At 61.3% G+C, this 21,412-nt stretch carries 14 protein-coding genes; 9 read left to right on the forward strand and 5 right to left on the reverse strand.

The annotated features are described in order from the left end of the window. The first annotated feature begins 87 nt into the window (after positions 1–87). Both J3T93_RS05100 and J3T93_RS05105 read left to right on the forward strand, forming a co-directional pair. The gene (locus J3T93_RS05100; RefSeq protein ID WP_267430805.1) at positions 88–1,071 is read left to right on the forward strand and encodes a nucleoside hydrolase; all 984 of its coding nucleotides are present in this window, start codon (positions 88–90) and stop codon (positions 1,069–1,071) included. Between the two features lie 49 nt (positions 1,072–1,120). Further along, a complete protein-coding gene (locus J3T93_RS05105; protein WP_267430806.1) occupies positions 1,121–2,509 on the forward strand; it encodes a sugar porter family MFS transporter in 1,389 nt (462 codons plus the stop codon). A 132-nt stretch (positions 2,510–2,641) separates the two neighbouring features. Here the strand turns inward: J3T93_RS05105 and J3T93_RS05110 are convergent, their stop codons facing one another. Next, positions 2,642–3,307 (reverse strand): HD domain-containing protein, encoded by a 666-nt coding sequence (locus tag J3T93_RS05110; RefSeq protein WP_267430807.1) that lies wholly within the window; start codon positions 3,305–3,307, stop codon positions 2,642–2,644. A gap of 233 nt (positions 3,308–3,540) precedes the next feature. On the opposite strand from J3T93_RS05110, the gene zwf reads away from it, so the two are divergent. The 4 genes from zwf to J3T93_RS05130 all read left to right on the forward strand — a co-directional run bounded on the left by zwf (position 3,541) and on the right by J3T93_RS05130 (position 14,269). Continuing rightward, positions 3,541–5,022, forward strand: coding sequence for a glucose-6-phosphate dehydrogenase (gene zwf / locus J3T93_RS05115; RefSeq protein WP_258561583.1), 1,482 nt, complete (start codon positions 3,541–3,543; stop codon positions 5,020–5,022). Beyond that, entirely contained in the window at positions 5,019–6,026 is a 1,008-nt protein-coding gene (locus J3T93_RS05120; RefSeq protein ID WP_267430808.1) for a glucose-6-phosphate dehydrogenase assembly protein OpcA, read from the forward strand. The genes zwf and J3T93_RS05120 overlap by 4 nt, the downstream gene beginning before the upstream one ends. An 86-nt stretch (positions 6,027–6,112) precedes the next feature. Next, positions 6,113–6,904 (forward strand): 6-phosphogluconolactonase, encoded by a 792-nt coding sequence (gene pgl / locus J3T93_RS05125; RefSeq protein WP_267430809.1) that lies wholly within the window; start codon positions 6,113–6,115, stop codon positions 6,902–6,904. A 759-nt stretch (positions 6,905–7,663) separates the two neighbouring features. Beyond that, positions 7,664–14,269, forward strand: coding sequence for an InlB B-repeat-containing protein (locus J3T93_RS05130; protein ID WP_267430811.1), 6,606 nt, complete (start codon positions 7,664–7,666; stop codon positions 14,267–14,269). A gap of 292 nt (positions 14,270–14,561) precedes the next feature. Here J3T93_RS05130 and J3T93_RS05135 read toward each other — a convergent pair whose 3' ends face one another. Continuing rightward, positions 14,562–15,266, reverse strand: a complete 705-nt coding sequence (locus J3T93_RS05135) for a FadR/GntR family transcriptional regulator (RefSeq protein WP_220236755.1) — start codon at positions 15,264–15,266, stop codon at positions 14,562–14,564. Positions 15,267–15,489: 223 nt separating this feature from the next. On the opposite strand from J3T93_RS05135, the gene J3T93_RS05140 reads away from it, so the two are divergent. Genes J3T93_RS05140 through gnd form a run of 3 tightly spaced genes read left to right on the forward strand, consistent with a single transcriptional unit; the run spans position 15,490 to position 18,622 of the window. Further along, the gene (locus J3T93_RS05140) at positions 15,490–16,935 is read left to right on the forward strand and encodes a GntP family permease (protein WP_258561531.1); all 1,446 of its coding nucleotides are present in this window, start codon (positions 15,490–15,492) and stop codon (positions 16,933–16,935) included. A gap of 36 nt (positions 16,936–16,971) precedes the next feature. Then, complete coding sequence (locus J3T93_RS05145; protein ID WP_267430812.1) at positions 16,972–17,649, forward strand: gluconokinase; 678 nt, start codon at positions 16,972–16,974, stop codon at positions 17,647–17,649. Positions 17,650–17,677: 28 nt separating this feature from the next. Then, positions 17,678–18,622, forward strand: a complete 945-nt coding sequence (gene gnd / locus J3T93_RS05150; RefSeq protein ID WP_258561582.1) for a phosphogluconate dehydrogenase (NAD(+)-dependent, decarboxylating) — start codon at positions 17,678–17,680, stop codon at positions 18,620–18,622. On the opposite strand, the gene J3T93_RS05155 is transcribed toward gnd, so the two are convergent. The 3 genes from J3T93_RS05155 to J3T93_RS05165 all read right to left on the reverse strand — a co-directional run bounded on the left by J3T93_RS05155 (position 18,612) and on the right by J3T93_RS05165 (position 21,408). Continuing rightward, positions 18,612–19,502, reverse strand: a complete 891-nt coding sequence (locus J3T93_RS05155; RefSeq protein ID WP_258561529.1) for a family 43 glycosylhydrolase — start codon at positions 19,500–19,502, stop codon at positions 18,612–18,614. The two genes, gnd and J3T93_RS05155, sit on opposite strands and share 11 nt — an antisense overlap. 122 nt (positions 19,503–19,624) lie before the next feature. Then, positions 19,625–20,482: a carbohydrate ABC transporter permease gene (locus J3T93_RS05160; protein ID WP_267430813.1), complete on the reverse strand. Its 858-nt coding sequence runs from the start codon at positions 20,480–20,482 to the stop codon at positions 19,625–19,627. Then, a complete protein-coding gene (locus J3T93_RS05165; protein ID WP_267430814.1) occupies positions 20,479–21,408 on the reverse strand; it encodes a carbohydrate ABC transporter permease in 930 nt (309 codons plus the stop codon). The genes J3T93_RS05160 and J3T93_RS05165 overlap by 4 nt, the downstream gene beginning before the upstream one ends. Positions 21,409–21,412: the final 4 nt, after the last annotated feature.

Here is a 21,412-nt window from a genome sequence, read left to right on the forward strand (position 1 = left end):
GCCGTCCCCATGTGAAACCGCGGTCAAAGCAGCTGCAGCAAGGGATGCCATAAGACATTCTCTATAGGAAATTAATTGAAGGAGTCAATGATGACAAAGAAAGTATTAATCGATACTGATCCAGGTGTCGGCATACCAGGCACTGATGCAGACGACCCGATCGCTTTGCTCTTCGCCTTGGCAGACCCCAGACTGGAACTCCTTGCGGTGACCAGTACCTTTGGTAATTGCCCACCTTGGTTGACTGCCCGCGGCGCCAGGAAAGTACTCGATACCGCCGGCAGAGCGGACATTCCCGTGGCCCAGGGCATCCCTCTGCCTTTAAAAGGAAGACTGGCGGATGAGCTGATCACCGCTTACCAGGGAGAACGAGGGAAAGTAGGAAAAATCGACTTGCCTGAGTTGCCTGGAACATCGTCAGCTGTGCAGTACCCTACAGCACCCGTTCAAATCATCAAAACAGTCGAGGAACATCCGGGTGAGGTTTCCATCATCGCACTAGGTCCACAGACCAACTTGGCTACAGCTTTGCTCATGCGTCCTGATATCGCCAAGGATATTCCCGAAATAATATTCATGGGCGGCGCCTTGGGCATCAATGCCACCTATGGTCGCGGCAATATAACTCCTGTAGCAGAGTGCAACATGTATTTCGACCCGCTCGCAGCCAACATCGTCATGAATTCCGGCATACCCCTGCGCATGATCAGCCTGGACGTAACAAACCCTGAAACAGGAACCATTCTCCGTTCAGAGTCCATCAGGGAAATCAACCCTGCAGCTTCACCGGTTAACAAGCTCTTCCATGACATCTGCGCTACCTATCTCGAGAATCCCATGTTCGACTGGGGCGACGGCTGCATCCTCTATGACCCGCTTGCGGTTGCATCCGCGGCTGATTCTTCGCTGGGCACCTTTAAGGAAATGACGATCGTGGTAGAGACCGACGGCAGATACTCAACGGGACAAACCATTGCATTAAGCGAAGGCAAACCCAACGTCAAGGTCATGATTGATGTTGACGGCACTCGAGCCGTGGATGGAATCGTGCGTCAGATCGAATCCATCTGAACCATCTGCTCAAATTGGTCATCTGTTTTCCATATATAAGGAGATATTTATGACATCGGCAACTCAAGCACCGGTGAAACGCTCCAAGCAATCCACCGGCACAGTCATGCTTATAGCCGCTATTACATCCATAGGAGGTTTTCTCTTTGGCTTCGACAACGGCAGCATTTCCGGATCAATCGGTTTCATCTCCACCAAGTTCAAACTGAATCCAGCCTCAATGGGGTGGGTAACCTCTTGCCTCACAGTAGGTTGCATTGTAGGGGTGATTTTTGCGGGTCGCCTCTCCGACCTTATCGGACGCAAAAAGGTACTAGTCATCGTCGCATCCCTTTTCATAATCGGAGCCGTGGGTGAAAGCGTCTCTCCCAACGTTCTGTTTCTGGTTATTTCACGCATGCTGGTTGGCATAGGCATAGGACTTGAAACCACTGTCGCTCCGCTTTACATCGGCGAAATTGCACCGGCTCGCATTCGTGGCCGCCTGGTCTCTTTCAACCAGCTTTTCAACTGTATCGGCAACCTCATCATTTTCTGTGTAAGCGCAGCCGTCATCAGCTTTCATGCCGAACAGTGGAATGTGGACTATAGCTGGCGCGTCATTTTCATGATCGGTGTAATACCATCCATAATCCTGATTATCTGCCTGCGCTTCATCCCTGAGAGCCCACGCTGGCTGGTACAGCAGGGTCGGCTTGACGAAGCGCGGGTTTCCATTTCGCGTCTGGTATCAGACAAGGATGCCGTCGACGACCAGCTGAACAGCATCAATGTAGCAATCGCCTCGGAGGAAAAGCCAAAAATCACCGAGATTTTCGAACCTCGCTTGCGGCGGCGACTGATGATTGTCACTGTAGTGCCCTTCTTCATGCAGTTCACTGGCATTACAGCCGTCTTTTACTATGCTCCTGAAATCTTCAAGAAGGCAGGCTTTGGAACCAACGCAGCCGTGCAAAGCACCATACTGGTCGGCGGCGCACTGGTGGCAGGCACTCTCTTGTCAGTGTGGATCATCGACAAGGCTGGCCGTCGACCTCTACTTCTATTTGGTTCTATTGGCATGACTGTGCTTCTAGGGGCAATAAGCTACCTCTTTACCCAGACCCACCCGAACGGTCCAGCTCTGATAGTCCTGCTGCTGACCTATGTAGTGGTGTGGGGTGTGAGTTTCGGCACGGTATCGTATGTGCTTCCCGGCGAAATGTTCCCCACTCGAATTCGTGGCCTTGCCTCTTCGGCAAATACCTTGTCTCAGTGGGTATTCACTTTCGTCATTGCTCAGTTCTTCCCCATCCTGGTCGATAGGTTTGGCTCCACTATGACCTTCGCCGGGTTAGCCATCTTCTCTCTCTTGGCATTCTTCTTCTGCATGGCATATGTCCCTGAAACCAAGCAAAAGCCTCTAGAACAGCTAGAGCTGGAACTCGCGCAGAAGTGAGCCCATCCCTTGATAAACAACTCAATATCAACTTGATCTCATCATTCTGATCAATTACTTATAAGTTGAAGTGCGGCATCCTGCTCAGCCTGAGCAGGATGCCGAATTATATAGGCATACAAAGCATACAAATCAGACGATGGTCATGCCGTAGTACTTAGCCAGGGGCTGCAGATCCGGTACTCCATACCGGGCCACCAGTTGCCTCCAGCGGGCCAGGTTGTCGGGACCATACTTGGCCGTGCGCTTGGCGGCAGTGGGCTCGGAGACAAAAATAGGCGGCTGGTGCTTGCTGTGGAACTTGTCCGCATACATGACCACCTCCTGCTCAGGGTTGACCGGCAGGTAGTCGTCCGGCGGCAGATTCAGATGCTCCTCCTCCACCTGGCGGCGGGTCAGTCCCACTCCGGTGTGGTTGCGCGCGAACTGGGCCACCGACTCGTCCACCCCGGCATCCAGCAGCAGGTGGTAGCCCTCCAGCCCGTGCTCGATGTACCGCTCGCCTTGGAAGGTCAGGGGCCGACCATGGGAGCCGTCATCCTTCAAAATCCTATAGGTGCCGATGTCATGCAGCAGGGCACCTATGCGGACCAGGTCACGGTCCAGGGGACGCTCGGGCAGGATACCGTCAGGGTCATCGTCACACAGCAGGCGTTCGTTGACCTGGTCAGCCATACGCACCGCGAGGGCGGCAATGATCTGGCAATGGGTGTGTATCAGTTCATAGGCGGCTTGTGAGGGTGCGTACTGGCGGTGCAGGGCCTCGGCCAAGGGAACATTGGGAATCATACCGACCATTCTAGGGATCCTTGCCGCAAATGTGACCTTTGCGACGCTTATGCACTCTTCAGCGGATAATCCGCCCTGCCCTTCTACTGCCGACAGTACACTGGGAGCCACGGTATTTCACGAGGAGCACTATGGACACTTCACCACTTGCGCGCTCCGCCGACCAGCCCGCTCCTCCCGACGAGGACGGCGGCCGACAGGCGCCCTGGCACAACCCCCTGCTGGACCCGCGCGATCTGCGCATGCCGCGCATCGCGGGCCCAAGCTCATTGGTCATCTTCGGCGTCACCGGCGATCTGGCCAAGAAAAAACTTCTGCCGGCCGTCTATGACCTGGCCAACCGGGGACTGTTGCCAGCCAGCTTCGGGCTGATCGGCTTCGGGCGGCGGGACTGGAGCGACCCGCAGTTCGTGGCCTTTGCAGAGGAGAACGTCCGCGCCCACTGCCGCACCCCCTTCAACGAGTCCACCTGGCGACATCTGAGCCAGGGCATGCGCTTCGTCAAGGGCAGCTTCGACGATGCGGAGGCCTTCCGTCGCCTGTCGGCCACCGTCTCGGAGCTGGACCGGGTCCGGGGCACCCGTGGCAACCATGCCTTCTACATGTCGGTGCCGCCTAAGGCCTTTCCCCAAGTGGCCCGCCAGCTGGCCGAATCGGGGCTCTCCCACTCCACCCAGGGGGCCTGGCGACGGGTCATCATTGAGAAGCCCTTCGGCCGCGACCTGGCTTCGGCCAAGGAGCTTGACCGGGTGGTCTCCCAAGTCTTCGAGCCGGATTCGGTCTTCCGCATCGACCACTATCTGGGCAAGGAGACTGTGCAGAACATCCTGGCCCTGCGCTTTGCCAACATGATGTTCGAACCAGTCTGGAACTCCAACTACGTCTCCCACGTGCAAATCACCATGGCCGAAGACATGGGCATCGGCGGCAGGGCCGGCTACTACGACGGAATCGGAGCGGCTCGGGATGTCATCCAGAACCACCTCCTGCAGCTGATGGCCCTGACGGCCATGGAAGAGCCGGTCTCCTTCTCAGCATCAGATCTGACAGCCGAAAAGACCAAGATCCTTTCCGCTGTCCGCCTTCCCAAGGATCTGGCGGCCCACACCGCCCGGGGCCAGTACACGGCAGGCTGGCAGGGCTCCCAGCATGTGGTCGGCTACCTGGATGAGGACGGGATTGATCCCTCCTCTACCACCGAGACCTATGCGGCCATCAGGCTGGACGTGGATACCCGCCGCTGGGCTGGCGTCCCGTTCTACCTGCGCACAGGCAAGCGCCTGGGCAAGCGGGTCAGCGAGATCGCCATCGTCTTCAAGCGTGCACCTCATCTGCCCTTCGAGGCCACAGCCACCCGGGAACTGGGCGCCAACGCGGTGGTCATCCGCGTACAGCCCGACGAGGGCGTGACCCTGCGTTTCGGGGCCAAGACTCCCGGCTCGGCCATGGAGGTGCGCGACGTCAACATGGACTTCTCCTACGGGCGTTCATTCACCGAGGCCTCCCCGGAGGCCTATGAACGGCTGATCCTGGACGTGCTCCTGGGCGACCCTCCCCTCTTCCCCACCACCGAGGAAGTCAATCTCTCCTGGAAGATCCTGGACCCCATCGAGGAGTTCTGGGCCGGACAGGGCCAGCCCCAGCCCTACTGCGCCGGCACCTGGGGTCCGCGGGAGGCTGATCTGATGCTGGCCCGCGACGGATACCACTGGAGGATGCCATGATCGTCAGACTGAACAACACCACTACCTCCGCCATCGCCCAGGAGATTGACGAGCTCCACGTCGAACGTGGAGAGGCCGCCCAGGGAAGAGTGCTGACCCTGGTCATCGTCACCGAGCAGGCCCATCTGGAGACGGCCCTGGAGACCGTAAACGCCGCAAGTCGTGAACACCCCTGCCGGGTCATCGCCATAGTGACCAATGCCGAAGACCATCAGGCCGAGCAAGAGGCGGACCAGCGGACCGCTGCGGCACAGTCCTCAGAAGATTGCGTCTCCTACAAGAACACCAACCATGACGGTGACCGCACGCTGGATGCCGAAATCCGTTTCGGATCAGATGCAGGAGCCGGCGAGATAATAGTGCTCAGGCCGGTCCTGGCCCTCCTGAGCCATTCCGATGCCTTGGTCATCCCGCTGTTGGTCCCGGACGCCCCCCTGGTGGTCTGGTGGCCCGCCAATCCACCCCAGGACCCATCCAAGGACCCGATCGGGGCCATGGCCACCAGCCGCATCACCGATGCCATGGAAGCCGACGACCCACAGACCGCCTTCACCTCCCTCCTCAAGCATTCGGGTACTGCTGACGTGGACCTCTCCTGGACAAGAACCACGATCTGGCGAGCCTTGCTCGCTTCCATGATGGATCAACCACCGCATCTGCCCGTAACCTCAGTGCGGGTGACCGGCCAGACGCACTTCCTGCCCTTGGAGCTCCTGGCTTCCTGGCTGGCTCTGAAGCTTGGGGTGCCGGTCACGATTGAGCGTGATCCACAGGCCCAGGCCATCACCGGGGTCTTCTTCAAACGCAGCGACGGAACCATGAGCATGGAACGTCACAAGGCCGACCAGGCCAGAATCAACCAGCCTGGCCAGGCCAGCCAGACCATCTCCATGCCTTTGCGAACCGCCGTTGACTGCATGAGCGAGGAAATGGGACGTCTGGATCCTGATGAGGTCTATCGGGATGTCATCAGCAGGGGCTGGCCCATGGTGCATGAACGGTGACCAGTTGACGGCTGGCTCGGCGCCGGGAGCCACTGGAGGCGCAAGCGCGCAAGTATGATAGACATCACTGCCATGAAGGAGACGCCATGACCGAGCGTACAATCATCCGCTATGCCAGCACCAGCCTGCTCAACAAGGCCACAGCCGCGCGAATACTGATCGAATTAGGGGACATCCTGGCACGTCAGGAGCGGGCGGACCTGGCTTTGACCGGTGGAACGGACGCGGCGGAAATCTACGCACTGATGGGGACCAGTGATCTTGCAGCGAGCATCGACTGGAAGCGGGTTCATCTGTGGTGGAGCGACGAGAGATTCGTGAGCCCGGAAGACCCTGAACGCAATGCCAAACAAGCCCGGGATGCCTGGTTCGGCAGGCTCATCGACAAGGGTGATCTACCTGCGGACCATGTTCATGAAATGCCGGCTGATATTCGTACCCCCGACCAGATCGCAAGGGCGAGCGAGGCCGACGACACAGAAGCACTGGCCCAGGCGGCACGGACCTACCAGGATGAAATCATTCGGGGGATCGGCCCCCATGGCCATATGGACCTGGCCGTTTTCGGCGTAGGGCCAGACGGCCACTACGCATCGCTCTTCCCTGACCGCCCCGAGGCGCTGATCAGCGACGAAACCACGCTGGTGGCAGGCGTCAACCATTCGCCCAAGCTCCCACCGCTGCGAGTGACCATGACCACCCCGTTCATCCGCCGTACCCCCAAAGTCTGGCTCTTCACTTCCACCCAAGAAAAGGCCCAAGCCGTGAAGGAAGCACTGAGGGATGAAGACAACCCCCACGTCCCCTCCTCATTCGCCAGGGGTACCGAACAGACCTTATGGCTGCTTGACGAGGACGCCGCAAGCCAGCTTGGCTAAGATCCCGAACACCAGCCATGATTCGGCCGACCGCACAGCGTCAGCAGCGCTGTGCGAAAGTCGCGCCGCATAGGATAACGTGACTGGCAAGCCCACCCGATCCAGGTTGTGGGACGGCCTCAAAACCGTTCCCCTGATGGCATTTCGTCACACTCGCCTCCCCGCGCTTCAGCTCGGGGGTCTTTTTCAGGCCCGCGAAGGCAGGAATCCTCCTTCGCCGAGTATCCCCTCAAGACAGGAACGAGGTGTTATAGTGCTAAGCAGTGTATTGAACTGCCCTCTCCTGGTTATTCATGGGGTTGAAGAAATCAGGTTCTAAGATATTTCGAGGGCAGCATGTTGGGAAGGCATCTTTCATGCGTGTTGCTTCTAGGCGTGTCTCACGCCCTATTATCTGCGTCTTCGCTGTGCTCGCTACCATGGGCCTGGGGCTCATGGCAGATGCGCATGCTGCCGGTGCTGAGCAATCAGACACCGATGCATTGGCAGAGTCTGAAATCAGGGGGGGGGGGGGGTGAGAGAGAAGCCCCGGCCCCAAGGCCGTCAGTCCCCGAACTAGACAGCCATCCTTCACCCTCTTTCATAGCAACACCCTCCGAGCATCCATCCCCGCAAACCGCCCAATCAACACCACTGATCCAACCCACGAACCCTCAGCCGGCATCAGGGAGCCATCCTTCACCCCTGGCGACGCTGAATTCTCTGGCCGCCACACAGCAGTCTCCAGGCCCGTCGCCAAGAAACGACGGAACCCATACAGTGCAGTTCACATCAGATGAGGGCACCACGGGCATGCCCGCCCAACAGATCGTGGCCGACGGCGGAATCGCTTCCTGGCCGCATGACGATCCATCCCGCCCGGGCTGGACATTCGACGGCTGGTTCCAGGGCGATGTCCCCTACGATTTCTCCAGGCCCGTCACTAAGGATACGAATCTGAAGGCCAGATGGGGGCAATGGGCGACCAACCCCACGAGCGGCCCCTGGCAGGGCGGCACAGACGTAACGGTGAATTCGCCAAAGGACCCGGTCCGACTCGCTCAGGTGTCCGCTGCCCAGTACCATTCCCTGGCATTGGGCAGCGACGGGAACGCCTACGCATGGGGTAGAAACGACTGCGGACAACTGGGCGACGGGACGACCACGGCGAGTAGAACGACTCCGGTGCCGGTATCCATGCCCGCGGGCGTCAAATTCACCCAAGTGTCCGCAGGCGGCTGGTATTCCATGGCCCTGGACCGCGACGGCAGGATCTGGACCTGGGGATTCAACGATGGCGGACGACTGGGCCGCGGCTCTGTCAACAGCTCCTACTCCACACCCGGCCTGGCTGACATCCCATCAGGCACAACCTTCAAAGCTATCAGCGCCGGGAACCTGCATTCCTTAGCCCTGGACACCAAGGGCAACATCTGGACCTGGGGCGTCAATTACAACGGCCAGCTCGGCCGTCCTCCATATGGCAGCAAGGCAAGCGACAACACGCCGGCAAAGGTGACCGCGCCGGAGGGAACCTTCTTCACGGCAATCAGCGCAGGCGTTTACCATTCCATGGCCCTGGCCGCCGACGGCACCGCCTGGACCTGGGGGGACAACGGCGGCACAAGAGATGACTTTTATGGCGTACTGGGCCGCACGCCGACCGATGCCGCCCCCGCCAACAGGCCCGGCCAAGTCGATACCGACCGGAAGTTCACCGCAATCAGCGCTGGATACAACCATTCCATGGCTATCGGCGCCGACAACACCGTACTCACCTGGGGAGGCAACAGTTCAAAACAACTGGGACGCTCCGGCGACACGACCCGACCAGGACAGGTTCCCGGCATGACCGGCGCCACAGACATCAACGCCGGCTGGAACTACTCCACCGCCATCACCGACACCGGTGCCTGGGCGTGGGGAAGCAACGACTACGGCCAGCTCGGCACCAACACCGACACGACCATCCCCGCCCGCATGACAACCCCCGACGAAACACCCGCCCCCTTCACCTACACCAGCCTCAACACGGGAAACACCAGCCTCCACATGCTTGTCATCGGGTCTGACGGAAACACCTACAGCATGGGCCGCAACGACTACGGCCAACTCGGCACCAACACCACCAACAGCGCAACGAGCGGATCAGCGGCAGCCAATCCGAAGCCAGGCATGGTCTGGCGGTCAACCGACCGGCGGATAGCCTCCGTTCTTTTCGGCGACAGCCACAACGTCGGCGGCATCACCAAACGCGCCGACGGATGGCACGTTACCTCCCCCCGGCACCATCTGGGCACCGTCACCCTCACCATCCAGTCTGCTGACGCCACAGGTGCAAGCCAACCCGACGACACCAGCCAGAGATTCACCTACACCGGCACTGCGGCCGCCGTCACTTTCAAGTCGGAGCACGGCGACCCAATCCCCAACCAGCAGGTCGCCGTAGGCGACACCATCCAACGCCCGGACGATCCAAGCGAGGCGGGTTGGACATTTGACGGCTGGTTCCAGGGAAATGTCGCCTACGACTTCAGCAGACCCATCAAGGGGCCCACCACGCTGACCGCCAGGTGGACATTCGGCAATAACCAGTGGTCGATCCACCCCACGTCGGGTCCCCGGACCGGTGGCAACGATGTGCGCATCGACCCTCCGAACCGCATCGCCTTCTCCCAGGTGTCCTCGGGACAGTTTCATTCCCTGGCGTTGGGCAGCGACGGGAACGCCTATGCATGGGGAAGAAACGACTGCGGCCAACTGGGCACCGGCGGAATGGAAGGCGCCTCGGCGCGTCGAACCACCCCGGTGATGGTCAAGGTGCCCGATGGCGTGAAGTTCACCCATGTCTCCAATGGTGGCTGGTATTCCATGGCCCTGGACCGGGACGGCAGAATCTGGACCTGGGGAAACAACGAAGCCGGACGTCTGGGGCGCGGATCCGTGGGAGTGGGTAACTGCTATCCCACGCCGGGTCTTGCCTCCACCCCTCCAAATGTTCAGTTCATCGCCATCAGCGCCGGCAACATCCATTCCATGGCCCTGGACCGGGACGGCAACGTCTGGACCTGGGGGCAAAACAAGGACGGCCAGCTCGGCCGCCCGCCCTACGACGGTTCCATGAACGACATCACCCCTACGAAAGTGGCCATGCCCGAGGGAACCACCTTCACCGCGATCAGCGCCGGCGACCGGGATTCCATGGCCTTGGCCGCCGACGGCACCGCCTGGACCTGGGGCCGCTATGAAAAAACCAACACCCTTAGCGACTACTACGGTATACTGGGGCGCGATTCCAGCGATGCCTACCCCGCCGACAAACCAGGCCCAGTCGCCACAGATCTGAAGTTCACCGCGATCAGCGCCGGTGCATACGTATCCATGGGCATAGCCACCGACGGCAACATCTATACATGGGGAGGCAATAAGCACAATGAGCTGGGACGCAACGGAGAACGCACCCGCCCAGGACGGGTACCGGGCCTGACCGGCGCCATAGACATTAATGCAAGTTGGGACTTTTCCACCGCCATCACCGACACGGGCGCCTGGGCATGGGGAAGCAACCAATACGGCCAGCTTGGCACCACCTCCACCAACGGCAGCGACTCAGGCGTAGCCACACCCACGCGCATACCCAAACCGGACGGGGCGACGAGCGACCTGACCTACTTCAGCCTCACCATCGGCAGCAACCACTGGCACATGCTGATCATCGGGTCGGACGGCAACGTCTACAGTTTCGGCCGCAACGACTGGGGACAGCTCGGCATCAACAGCGTCAACACCAGCAACGGGGCAGCGGCGGCCAATCCGAGACCAGCGGGCGTATGGTTCCCATGGCCCTTGACCGTGTCCTCCGTCACCTTCGACGGAAAGCCATCGATGATCGTGCCGGTCAGGAACCCTGACGGCTCCTGGAAGGTGCGCCCGCCGGCGCACGCTCCGGGCCCGGTGGATGTCAAAGTCTCCTGGTCACGACGGAACCTGGATTCCGGCACGGCTGCCCTGACCTACACGTATCTCACAGTCAGCCACCGGGTCCGATTCGACCCGGCCAACGGCGACCCGGTCACCAGCCATAACGTAGACGACTGGGGACAGGCCGTCCGACCCGCGGCCGACCCGGGCCGCGCAGGATACAGGTTCGACGGCTGGTTCCAGGGCAACGTTGCCTTTGACTTCACCCAGCCCGTCACCAGCGATACAACCATCACTGCCAGATGGAGCCGACCAGGCCCCTGGACCCGCTCTCCTGCCTCAGGTCGCACATCCGGAGGCACCAGTCTGACCCTGACCCCGCCCGACTACGCGACCAACACCCGCCTGGCCGGCATCAGCGCCGACGGCACCCATTCGCTGGCCGTATCCAGCGACGGCCGTCTGTATGCCTGGGGTGACAACGACCACGGCCAACTCGGCAATCCCGACCGGGCCAGACGCTCCGCCCCCACCAGCGTTCCCACCCCCGATGACACCCGATTCACCCAAGCCACCGCAGGCGACAAATACTCCGCCGCACTCGACACCCAGGGACGCATCTGGACCTGGGGCGACAACGACCACGGCCAACTCGGCCATGGCACCACCAGCGGTGACGACCCGACACCACGGCAGGCCGATACCGGGGACACCAGGTTCACCCAGATCAGCGCCGGCGACGGCCATATGACCGCCCTCGACACCCAGGGCAGGGCGTGGACCTGGGGGGACAACACCCAAGGCCAGCTCGGCGACGGAAACACGGGCGGCTCCACCGGTACCCCGACCATGCGGGCCATGCCTCCCGCCACCCCCTCATGGCTGGTCTACACACAGATCCAAGCCGGCGGCCGCCATACCCTCGCCATCGCCAACAACGGCCGCATGTACGCTTGGGGCGACAACAACCACGGCCAGCTCGGCGACGGAAACACGGGCGGCTCCGCCGGTACCCCGACCCAGGTCCAGGCCCCGACCGGCACATCCCCCGCCTTCACATGGCTGCATGTCACCGCCGGCACCGACCACACCTTCGCCATCGGCTCCGACGCCGACACTGGCGACGACATTCCGTACACGTTCGGCTCCGATCAGCAGGGCCAACTCGGCGCAGGCAGCGGCACCGAGACCGGCCGACCCGTCAAACCCGGTCTGCCCGCAACCATCACCGCCATCTCCGCCGGCGGCCATGCATCCTTCGCCATCGACAGCCATGGAACCCTGCACGCATGGGGCGACAACACCCAGGGCCAACTCGGCGACAACACCACCACCAGCAGAGCCAAACCCGTCGCCATCGACGCACCTGCCTCCGACGCCACCTGGGTCCGCACCGCCGGCGGCACCGGACACACTCTCGCCATCGACAGCCATGGAACCCTGCACGCATGGGGCGACAACACCCAGGGCCAACTCGGCGACAACACCACCAGCAGCAGAGCCAAACCCGTCGCCATCGACTACCCCGACCTGCAGGTCGCCTCCATCGATTTCGGCGGGATGCCAGGAGCCGATCCCTCCCGACAGCCGGACGGCGCCTGGACCGTCATCGCGCCACCCAGACGGCATCGACCCGGCACGATACCTCTCGTCATCCACTGGAACCAGAACGGTCTTCCCCAACCAGATGCTGTCCTCGACTTCACCTATACCCCTGAGCGCTACACCATCACCTACGACAGCGACGGAGGCTCGCCCACACCACCATCGCAGACCGCGGACGAGGACACCACCGTCATCCGACCTGCCAATCCCGCCAAACCAGGTCAACAATTCGACGGCTGGTTCGACGGGAATGCCGCCTATGACTTCACCCAACCCATTCAGCAGGGCCACAACCTGAAAGCCAGGTGGAGCCCTGCAAACACCAAATGGACCCTCACCCCCACGCGCGGCATCGATACCGGCGGCGAGACCGTGACCCTCACCCCACCGCCAGCCGGCAACATGCGTCTGTCACAGGTCAGCGCCGGGTCAGGATACTCACTCGCGATCGGCAGCAACGGAAAAGCCTACAGCTGGGGAGACAATAGCTCCGGCCAACTTGGGGACGGCACGCGGACCAATCGGAACCAACCCATTGCTGTTGCCGCTCCGAAAGGGGCCAGACCCGGGTTCACCTGGCTGCAGGCCGCCGCAGGCACCACGATGAGCATCGGCTTGGGATCCGATGGGATGGCCTACGCCTGGGGCACCAACGCCACAGGCCTGGGCGACGGCACCACCAGCACCTCCACGATCCCTGTCAAGGTGGTCCTTCCGGCAGATGCAGCCCCAGGCTTCAGGTTCACTCAGGTGGCCGTAGGCAGAAGGCATATCCTGGCTCTGGGCAGCGACGGGAACATCTATGCCTGGGGATCCATCACAGGCGGGCTAGGTGATGGCAAGACCGGCAGTTCACCGATTCCGATCCGGGTAGCCAAGCCCGGCGAAGCCACATCCGGCTTCTCCTACATCCAGATCAGTGCGGGAAGCGAGCACAGCCTGGCCATCGGCACCGACCGGAAGATATACGCCTGGGGGTCCAATGCCAATGGGAGACTCGGCCTTGGCGACGGAAGCAGCGAAAGCAAGGTGCCCAAACCGCTGGCAGTACCATCAGGCATGAGCGAAAGCCCCGTGTACATCCGGATCAGCGCCGGGTCATCCCACTCCGTGGCCCTGGACCAGGATGGGAGGGCCTGGGCCTGGGGGTCGAACAGCAACGGCCAGGTCAGACCCGTCGGGGACGACGAGCCCATACCCGTTCAAGTCGCCCTCCCCCGGGGTGCATCCGACAGCTTCGCCTATCAGCAGGTGGCGGCCGGAGACAACCACAGCCTGGCCATCGGCACCGACCAGGTGGTCTACGGTTGGGGGGACGACACCCACGGCCAACTCGGTGATGGACGCTCCCCCGAGCAGCCTGCCAAGGCCAGGGATCCCAAGGACAAGAGCCAGGGACTCAAGGCTGGAAGCATCAGCGCCGGCGACAACCACAGCCTGGCCATCGGCACCGACGGAACGGCCTATGGCTTCGGCCGAAACAGCACCGGGCAGAACGGGACCGGCTCCGACAACACCGATCTGGTGCTGGCCACCCGCATTGCCATCCCGCCCATGGGCATTCCCACCCGCCTTTCCTTCGGCGATGCCGACGGAACGATTGTCAGTGGGCAACCGAACGGGACCTGGCAGGCTATCACCCCCAGCCATAGATTCGGCCAGGTTTCCACCACCATCGAATGGACGCTGGCCGGGGAGCCGCAGACCCCGGACACGAGCAATATCTACATCTTCATGCATTCATGGATACTGCCGAATGCCGGCGGAAGGGGGATAATCCTCCTCCTGCTGATCGGGCTTATGACATTGGCAGCCATCGCCGCCCAACGCAAGCACCGAATGCAGGAAGGCATGAGTTGATCAGGATTTCGCTCGAGTAAGTGGCCATAGCAGGGGAAGCTCCCCAGCTTCCCGGCCGGAAGGCAGCTCCGCCAGTAATATCCCCCTTGGCAGGCTGCCTTCTTTCTTGTTGTTCCCGATCAGAAAAAGGCCTGCCTCTTTGAAAAATATGCAACCAAGCGAATTCCTGGCTTGCTTCGCAGACGTGGAATCAGTCAGCATACGGCGTGCCGAACAGAGGCGGGGATGGCTTGCACACTCTGTCGCGATAGCCACAGCCCGACGACGATGCCAACCTTTTGCCAGTGACGACTTACCCCTGCGAACTCGTCATGGCATGAATGGCCTGGTCTGATTCGTCAACGATGCGCTCCATGGCCCTGCGGGCACCATCGCCGTCACCCTGGCGGATCAGAGCCGCCACGTCGCCATGGAGCCTCAGCGCCTGTTCATTGGCCCGCCGGGGCATGAGTTCATGGCGGGTGCGGCCCGCCAGGACAGCGGCCACCACGTCACCGAGGGCAGCAAACATGGCGTTTCCTGATGATTCCAGGAGTGTCCTATGAAAACATTCGTCAGCCTGGAGGTAGTCGGACTCATTCGCCCGGTTGGCGTGGGCCACCATGTCGATGGCGGCTTGAGTAAGGGCGGCCCATTGTTCCGGCTTGGCCCTGGATGCCGCGAGCCGTGCCGCCGTGGGCTCCACGCTTCCCCGCAGCTCCGAGAGCTCGTGGAGCGTGCTTTCCCGATCCGGTCCGCGCAGTCTCCATTCGATGACCATGGGGTCGTAGATGTTCCAGACCCTGGCGGGGTTGACGGCGGCTCCCACCTTACGTTTTACCGTGACCAGCCCCATGGATTCGAGGACACGGGTCACCTCTCTGGTAACCGTTCGGGAGGGGAGCTCCCGACCTAGGGCCGGGGCGGGCAGACGCTCTCCTTGGGCTATATGGCCAGTGATGATGCCCATGCCCCATTGATCGAGCAGCCTGTCATGCAACGACGGTTCGGTTCCCATGAAATTTACTCTACCAATCATTCCCGGCGAGGTGTCCCGTACTGAAATACGGATGGGTCCTGCCATAATGAAGGAGCGGCAGCGTCGCTGCCGTCCACAGGGCGTGTACACTTATAGCAGTTAAAACATACATAATGTCATTTGGTCGATATTATGTCATGCAAAATAAAAAAAATGAACCCGGGAGACCGGATTCGTCCGATTCCTCAGAGAAGAGGCAGCAATGCAAACCATATTGCACCTGGCAGCCGCCGAGCAGGTCCTGATCGCCGCTGGCGGGACCGCCAAGCTCAACACCACGCAGCTGGGCGTCAGTCTGATCCTCAGCCTGGCGGTGCTCATATTCCTGGTGACCGTCGTCAAACTCCACCCCTTCGTATCCCTCCTGGCGGCCGGACTGGTGGTAGGCATCGGATCAGGCTATGGCCCCATGCCGACCTTGACCAGCTTCACCGGCGAGTTCGGCAACACCATGGGGTCAGTAGGCATCCTGATAGGCCTGGGAGCCATGATAGGCAAGGTGCTCATGGATACCGGCGCCACCGACCAGGTGGTCAACACCCTGGTATCCAAATCCTCCGCAGCCTCCATACCCTGGATCATGGCCCTGATAGGAGCCCTGATCGGCCTTCCCATGTTCTTCGAGGTAGGCTTGGTCATCCTGGTGCCGGTCATCATCCTGGTGGCCCAACGCACCAAGCTGCCCTTGATGCGCGTTGCGATCCCCACCCTGGCGGGCCTGTCGATCATGCATGCCTGCGTACCCCCCCACCCCGGCCCGCTGGCCGCCCTGAGCCAGTTCAAGGAAACCGGCAATGTAGGGCTGACCATGATGTTCGGCATCCCCTTCGCCCTGATCACCCTGGTCCTGGTCGGCCCCCTCTTCTCCAGGGTGGCCGCCCGGTGGGTTCCGGTCCAGGCACCTGCGGACTTTGTAGCCAAAAGCGATGAGGCCGGCAAGGAGGAGACCAAGCTTCCCTCATTCGGCATTTCCCTCTGCTGCATCCTTCTTCCCGCCGTCCTCATGCTCCTCACCTCAATCTTCGAAATCGCCTTGCCCGGTTTCAAGGACCGCACAGACGGATTCGCCCAGACCATCAACTTCATCGGCAACCCCGTCATGGCCCTGGCCATCGCCCTGGTCGTTTCCATGCTGGTGCTCAAGGCCGCCTCCGGAATATCCTGGAAGACCGTCAACGATTCCCTGGGCGCCTCCCTGCCCGCAGTGGCCGGCATTCTCCTGATCGTCGGGGCAGGAGGCGGCTTCAAGGGCGTCCTGGTTGCCACGGGCATCGGCAAGATCATCGGCAACTTCGTGGAGACCTCAAGCATCTCCATCTTCCTGTTGGGCTGGCTCATCGCGGTCTTCGTCCGTGTCGCCACCGGTTCAGCCACCGTCTCCATCCTGACCACGGCGGGCATCCTCAGCAACGCCATGACCATGATGCATGCCACCCCGATGGCCACCACCCTCCTGGTGATCGCCATCGGCGCCGGGTCCATATTCCTCTCCCACCTCAACGACGCAGGCTTCTGGCTGATCAAGGAGTACTTCGGCCTGAGCGTTGGCGAGACCCTGAAGACCTGGTCGGTTCTGGAATGTCTGCTGTCGGTCGTGGTCCTGGTTCTGGTCATGGTCGCCAGCCTGTTTGTGCCCATCGCCTCCTGAGCATCATCGTCACATCACTTTTCAGAAAGGTTGCACATGGTAGATACATCATTGAAGAATTCCGACGCGCTGAGCGCAGAAAGCCACCCGGAGCCCAAGGTCCCCTCGGCGGTCGACAACACGGTTCCATCTGACTATTTCCACGGCCGCACACCAATCCTGGTCATCATGGGCGTTTCAGGCTGCGGCAAGACCACCATGAACGAGCACCTTGGACGCAAGCTGGGCTGGGACATGGCAGAGGCCGACGACTTCCACCCCCAGGCAAACATCGACAAGATGGCCCGCGGCATCCCCCTGACCGATCAGGACCGCTGGCCCTGGCTGGACAGCATCCATGATTGGATTGAGGACCACGTACGCCGGGGGACGCCCGGGACCGTTACCTGCTCCGCCTTGAAGCGAATCTACCGTGACCGGCTGCGGATGCCGGGCGTGGTCTTCATCCACCTGAGCGGGGACTACGACTCCATCATGGAACGGCTCTCCAAGCGGAAGGGCCATTTCATGAAGCCGCAGATGCTACGCTCCCAGTTCGATGACCTGGAGCCCCTGGGACCTGACGAGATCCATCTGACCATCGACGTGGGGCTGCGCATGTCTCCTGAGATCGAGGCCGAAGAGGTCATCGACACTCTGGGGCTCCAGTGCGACGTCAAGGCGCACACCGCCCAGGTTCAAGCTGAGCGCGCCCGGCAGGCAGCCCGCCAGTAGCACCCGCGAATCGGCCCGACCGCGGCCGATAACCAACTATCGCGGTCAACTTCACACTGTTGCAGTTAAGAGTCAAGGGAGAGGAACTAACACTATGAAGATCGGCATGATTGGCCTGGGACGCATGGGCAAGAACATGGCAGACCGCCTGCGCACCGGCGGTCATCAGGTAGTCGGCTACGACATCGCGCCGGACTCGGGCAGGGATGTGGACAGCCTTGAGGCCCTGGTCCAGGCCCTGGAGGCACCACGAGTGATCTGGGTCATGGTCCCGGCCGGCAAACCCATTGAGTCCACTCTCAATCAGCTGGGCGAGCTGATGGAGCACGGCGACCTGGTCGTGGATGGCGGCAACACTCGCTTCACCCAGGACCAGGAACACGCCCAGGCCCTGGCCGCCAAGGGCATAGGCCTAGTTGACGTGGGCACCTCCAACGGCATCTGGGGCAAGGAGAAGGGTTATGCTCTGATGGTCGGCGGCTCGGACCAGGACGTGGCCCGAATCCAGCCCATCCTGGACACCTTGAAGCCTGAGGGCGACTACGGTCTGGTCCACGCGGGAGGCACCGGCGCGGGCCACTATGCCAAGATGGTCCACAACGGCATCGAGTACGGGATGATGCAGGCCCTGGCCGAGGGGTACGCAGTCCTTGAGGCCTCCGACCTGATCAAGGAGCCTGGCGAAGTGGTGGAGTCCTGGCGCAAGGGCTCGGTCATCCAGTCGTGGCTGTTGGATCTGCTGGCCCAGGCTCTGAAGGATGACCCGCATCTGAGCGGGATCGCCGGCAAGGCCGACGAAACCGGCGAGACCAAGTGGATGATTGCGGACGCCCTGGAGCTGGGGGTGCCCACGCCGGCCATCACCTCGGCTCTCTATGCCCGCCAGTCCTCCAAGATCGAGGATCCCATGACCATGAAGGTAGTGTCCGCCCTGCGCAGCGCATTCGGCGGCCACCCCATCGTCAGGGAGTAACCGGATTCCGGGCTGGGTACCAGTAGGATCCCACTTGCGGGCGGATCTGGACCAGGGCGCTGTCATCGGCGAAATCCAAGGAGTCAAAGATGATTTCGCGATGGCAGCCGTCACCCCGGCCGTCCCTGGCGAACCTGTGGTAGGCCACGATCCAGTCATCCCGGCCCGGCACACGGGTGATGCAGTGGTGACCCGTGGCCAGAATCCCCTTGGCATAATCAGCCTCGATCAGGATCTGGGGTGCGGTCCATGGCCCGTCCAGCGATGGCGCGCTGGACCAGCGGATCCGGTAGCTCGGATCCCTGGTGTCATTCTCCGACCAGGAGGCGTAGTAGATGTCTCCCCGTCGGCAGACAGTGATGGCCTCGCGGAAGTTGTCAGGCACGGCGGAGTGCACCGAGCCGTCCTCCAGGCGCCGGCCGTCCGGACTCAGCCGTGCCATGTAGGCACGGCCATTGCCCCATAGCAGATAGGGCACATCGTCGTCATCCACAAAGACCGAGGGATCGATGGGCAGGCAGTCGTAGTCCCCCCGGGCGATGAATGGCTCCTGGGCCGCCCGGAAGGGACCGGTTGGACCAGGTGCGACTGCTTGGCCGATCTGTCCGTCGGCCACAAAATACAGGATGCAGGTTCCCTGACGCATCAGCAGGCAGGGAGCCCAGGCACCCTGTCCCCCATGCCACCAGGGGACCTGGTCCAGGTCCAGAATCTTTCTGCGGGTCCAATGGCACAGGTCCACGGATTCATAAACGTAGAAGGCATGCGAGGTCCATTCAGGCAGACCATCCTCGGTGCAGTACAGGTACCAACGGTCCCCGATCATGACCAGATCCGGGTCCGCGCAGTAGCGATGCAGCGGGTTGCTTGCCAATCCCATTCTCTTCGATCCTGGATGTGCGTTTGCGAATTCCTCCATGGACTGTGACTCCGATTCCTTACGAGCGGAACGGCCGGAACCCCCAACCGCCTCCATAGACTACGACCTTCCGATTGGTCGCCTTACCCCTTGACCGCTCCGGCAACCAGCCCGGAGACGATCCACTTCTGGCAGAAGATGAAGAAAACGAAGACCGGAATCAGGGCCAGGACCGTAATGGTCATGAAGCTGGGCCAGTCAGTGGTGAACTGGCCGACTGCGTTGTAGACCTGCAGGACGATGGTGCGCAGGTTGGAGCTGCTGATGAAGACGTTGGCCGTCATGAAGTCGTTCCAGGTCGACATGGTCTGAAAGACCACCACTGTGGTCAGGATGGGCCTGATCAGGGGCAGCACAATGCTCCAGAAGATCCTTAGGGGCCCGGCCCCGTCGATCCTGGCGGCCTCAATGACCTCGAAGGGCAGGGACTGCATGTAGCCCACAATCAGGAAGTAGCAGAAGACCGCCCCGCCCAGGTACATGACGATCAGGCCCAGGAGCGTGTTGACCAGCCCCACGCTGGACTCCATCCGGTAGAGGGGAATCAGGGTGGACTGGGTCGGAATGACGAAGGCGATCATGAGAATCACACCGATGACCGAGGTGAAAATCGACTTGCGCAGGATCATCCCATAGGCGGCCAAAGCTCCGATCAGCACCTGGAGGAGAACGCCGAAGAAGGTGACAATCAGGGTGTTGACCAGGCTTCGGACAATGGGCACCGTGGCGAAGGCCCGCGTGTAGTTGCGCAGCGTCCACTGCTTGGGCAGGCCCAGGGGATTGGTGGCCATGTCGGGGACGGTCTTGAAAGTGTTGATCAGGATGTACCAGAGGGGCACGGCGCAGATCAGGGCGATGATCAGCACCACCAGGCTCCTGACCGCCGAACGCTGCCGTTCCCGCTGGCTCAGGGTCAGGGTCGGGCTCTTGCTGCTACTCATTGGAACCTCCTGGAAATCAGACTGGCGGCGCCCATCTGAGCGAAGACCACAAGGGCCGTGGCCACGGTGAACAGGACTGCTAGAGCCGAGCCCAGCCCATACTGGGACTGGCCGATACCCTGTTGAATGATGGACTGGGTAACCGTATAGGTGGAGTACCCGGGGCCGCCCTTGGTCATGGTGTAGGGCAGGTCGTAGACCTTGAGGCCGCCTGACATAAGCAGGAAGCTGGAGGTGACGATGCCCGGGATTAGCTGAGGCAGGGTGATGTGGACGAACTGCTGGCGGCTGCTGGCCCCGTCCACCGTGGCCTGCTCATAGAGGTCTTCGGGAATGGATTGCAGGAAGGCCAGGTAGAGCGTGGCGTGCCAGCCTATCTGCGCCCAGACTGCGATGAAGATGACGCAGCACCGGGCCAGGGTCGAATTGGACAGCCAGGGTACCGGCCCAAGGCCGAAGACACCCAGGACGGTGTTGAAGACGCCTGACTTCATGGGCGAGAAGATGTACTTCCAGACCATGCCCATGATGGCCAGCGATGGCACGCTGAAGAAGAAGAACAGGGAACGGGCGAAGTTGCGGCCCCAAAACTTCCGGTTAAGCGTAACAGCCAAAGGGATGGCGAAGATGGTCACCAGGACCGTCTGGGCCACGGCGTACAGGATGGTGAACACAAGTCCCTGCATGGTCGAGGCGTCGGTGAACACGCTGTGGTAGTTCTTCCAGCCCACATAGTGCATGTTCAGGCTGTAGCCGTTGAAGTCGGTCATCGAGTAGATGATGGTCTGCGCCAGCGGCACGGCGAAGAGAACGACGAAGACGGCCAAAATAGGCAGGAGGAACCAGAAAGAGGTCAGATCCTGCCGCAGGCCGAGCGTGCGCCGTCGATGGGCGTTGGCACGCTCCGCCGCAGATTGTGAAGCCATGGTC

Origin of the sequence: Bifidobacterium sp. B4111 (assembly GCF_026537235.1) — a bacterium.
GTDB lineage: Bacteria > Actinomycetota > Actinomycetes > Actinomycetales > Bifidobacteriaceae > Bombiscardovia.

Bases quoted from the DNA above. Each gene is read 5' to 3' on its own strand.
- J3T93_RS05100 (WP_267430805.1), top strand. From the start codon at position 88: ATGATGACAAAGAAAGTATTAATCGATACTGATCCAGGTGTCGGCATA.
- J3T93_RS05105 (WP_267430806.1), top strand. From the start codon at position 1,121: ATGACATCGGCAACTCAAGCACCGGTGAAACGCTCCAAGCAATCCACC.
- J3T93_RS05110 (WP_267430807.1), bottom strand. From the start codon at position 3,307: ATGGTCGGTATGATTCCCAATGTTCCCTTGGCCGAGGCCCTGCACCGC.
- zwf (WP_258561583.1), top strand. From the start codon at position 3,541: ATGCCGCGCATCGCGGGCCCAAGCTCATTGGTCATCTTCGGCGTCACC.
- J3T93_RS05120 (WP_267430808.1), top strand. From the start codon at position 5,019: ATGATCGTCAGACTGAACAACACCACTACCTCCGCCATCGCCCAGGAG.
- pgl (WP_267430809.1), top strand. From the start codon at position 6,113: ATGACCGAGCGTACAATCATCCGCTATGCCAGCACCAGCCTGCTCAAC.
- J3T93_RS05135 (WP_220236755.1), bottom strand. From the start codon at position 15,266: ATGGGAACCGAACCGTCGTTGCATGACAGGCTGCTCGATCAATGGGGC.
- J3T93_RS05140 (WP_258561531.1), top strand. From the start codon at position 15,490: ATGCAAACCATATTGCACCTGGCAGCCGCCGAGCAGGTCCTGATCGCC.
- J3T93_RS05145 (WP_267430812.1), top strand. From the start codon at position 16,972: ATGGTAGATACATCATTGAAGAATTCCGACGCGCTGAGCGCAGAAAGC.
- J3T93_RS05155 (WP_258561529.1), bottom strand. From the start codon at position 19,502: ATGGGATTGGCAAGCAACCCGCTGCATCGCTACTGCGCGGACCCGGAT.
- J3T93_RS05160 (WP_267430813.1), bottom strand. From the start codon at position 20,482: ATGAGTAGCAGCAAGAGCCCGACCCTGACCCTGAGCCAGCGGGAACGG.
- J3T93_RS05165 (WP_267430814.1), bottom strand. From the start codon at position 21,408: ATGGCTTCACAATCTGCGGCGGAGCGTGCCAACGCCCATCGACGGCGC.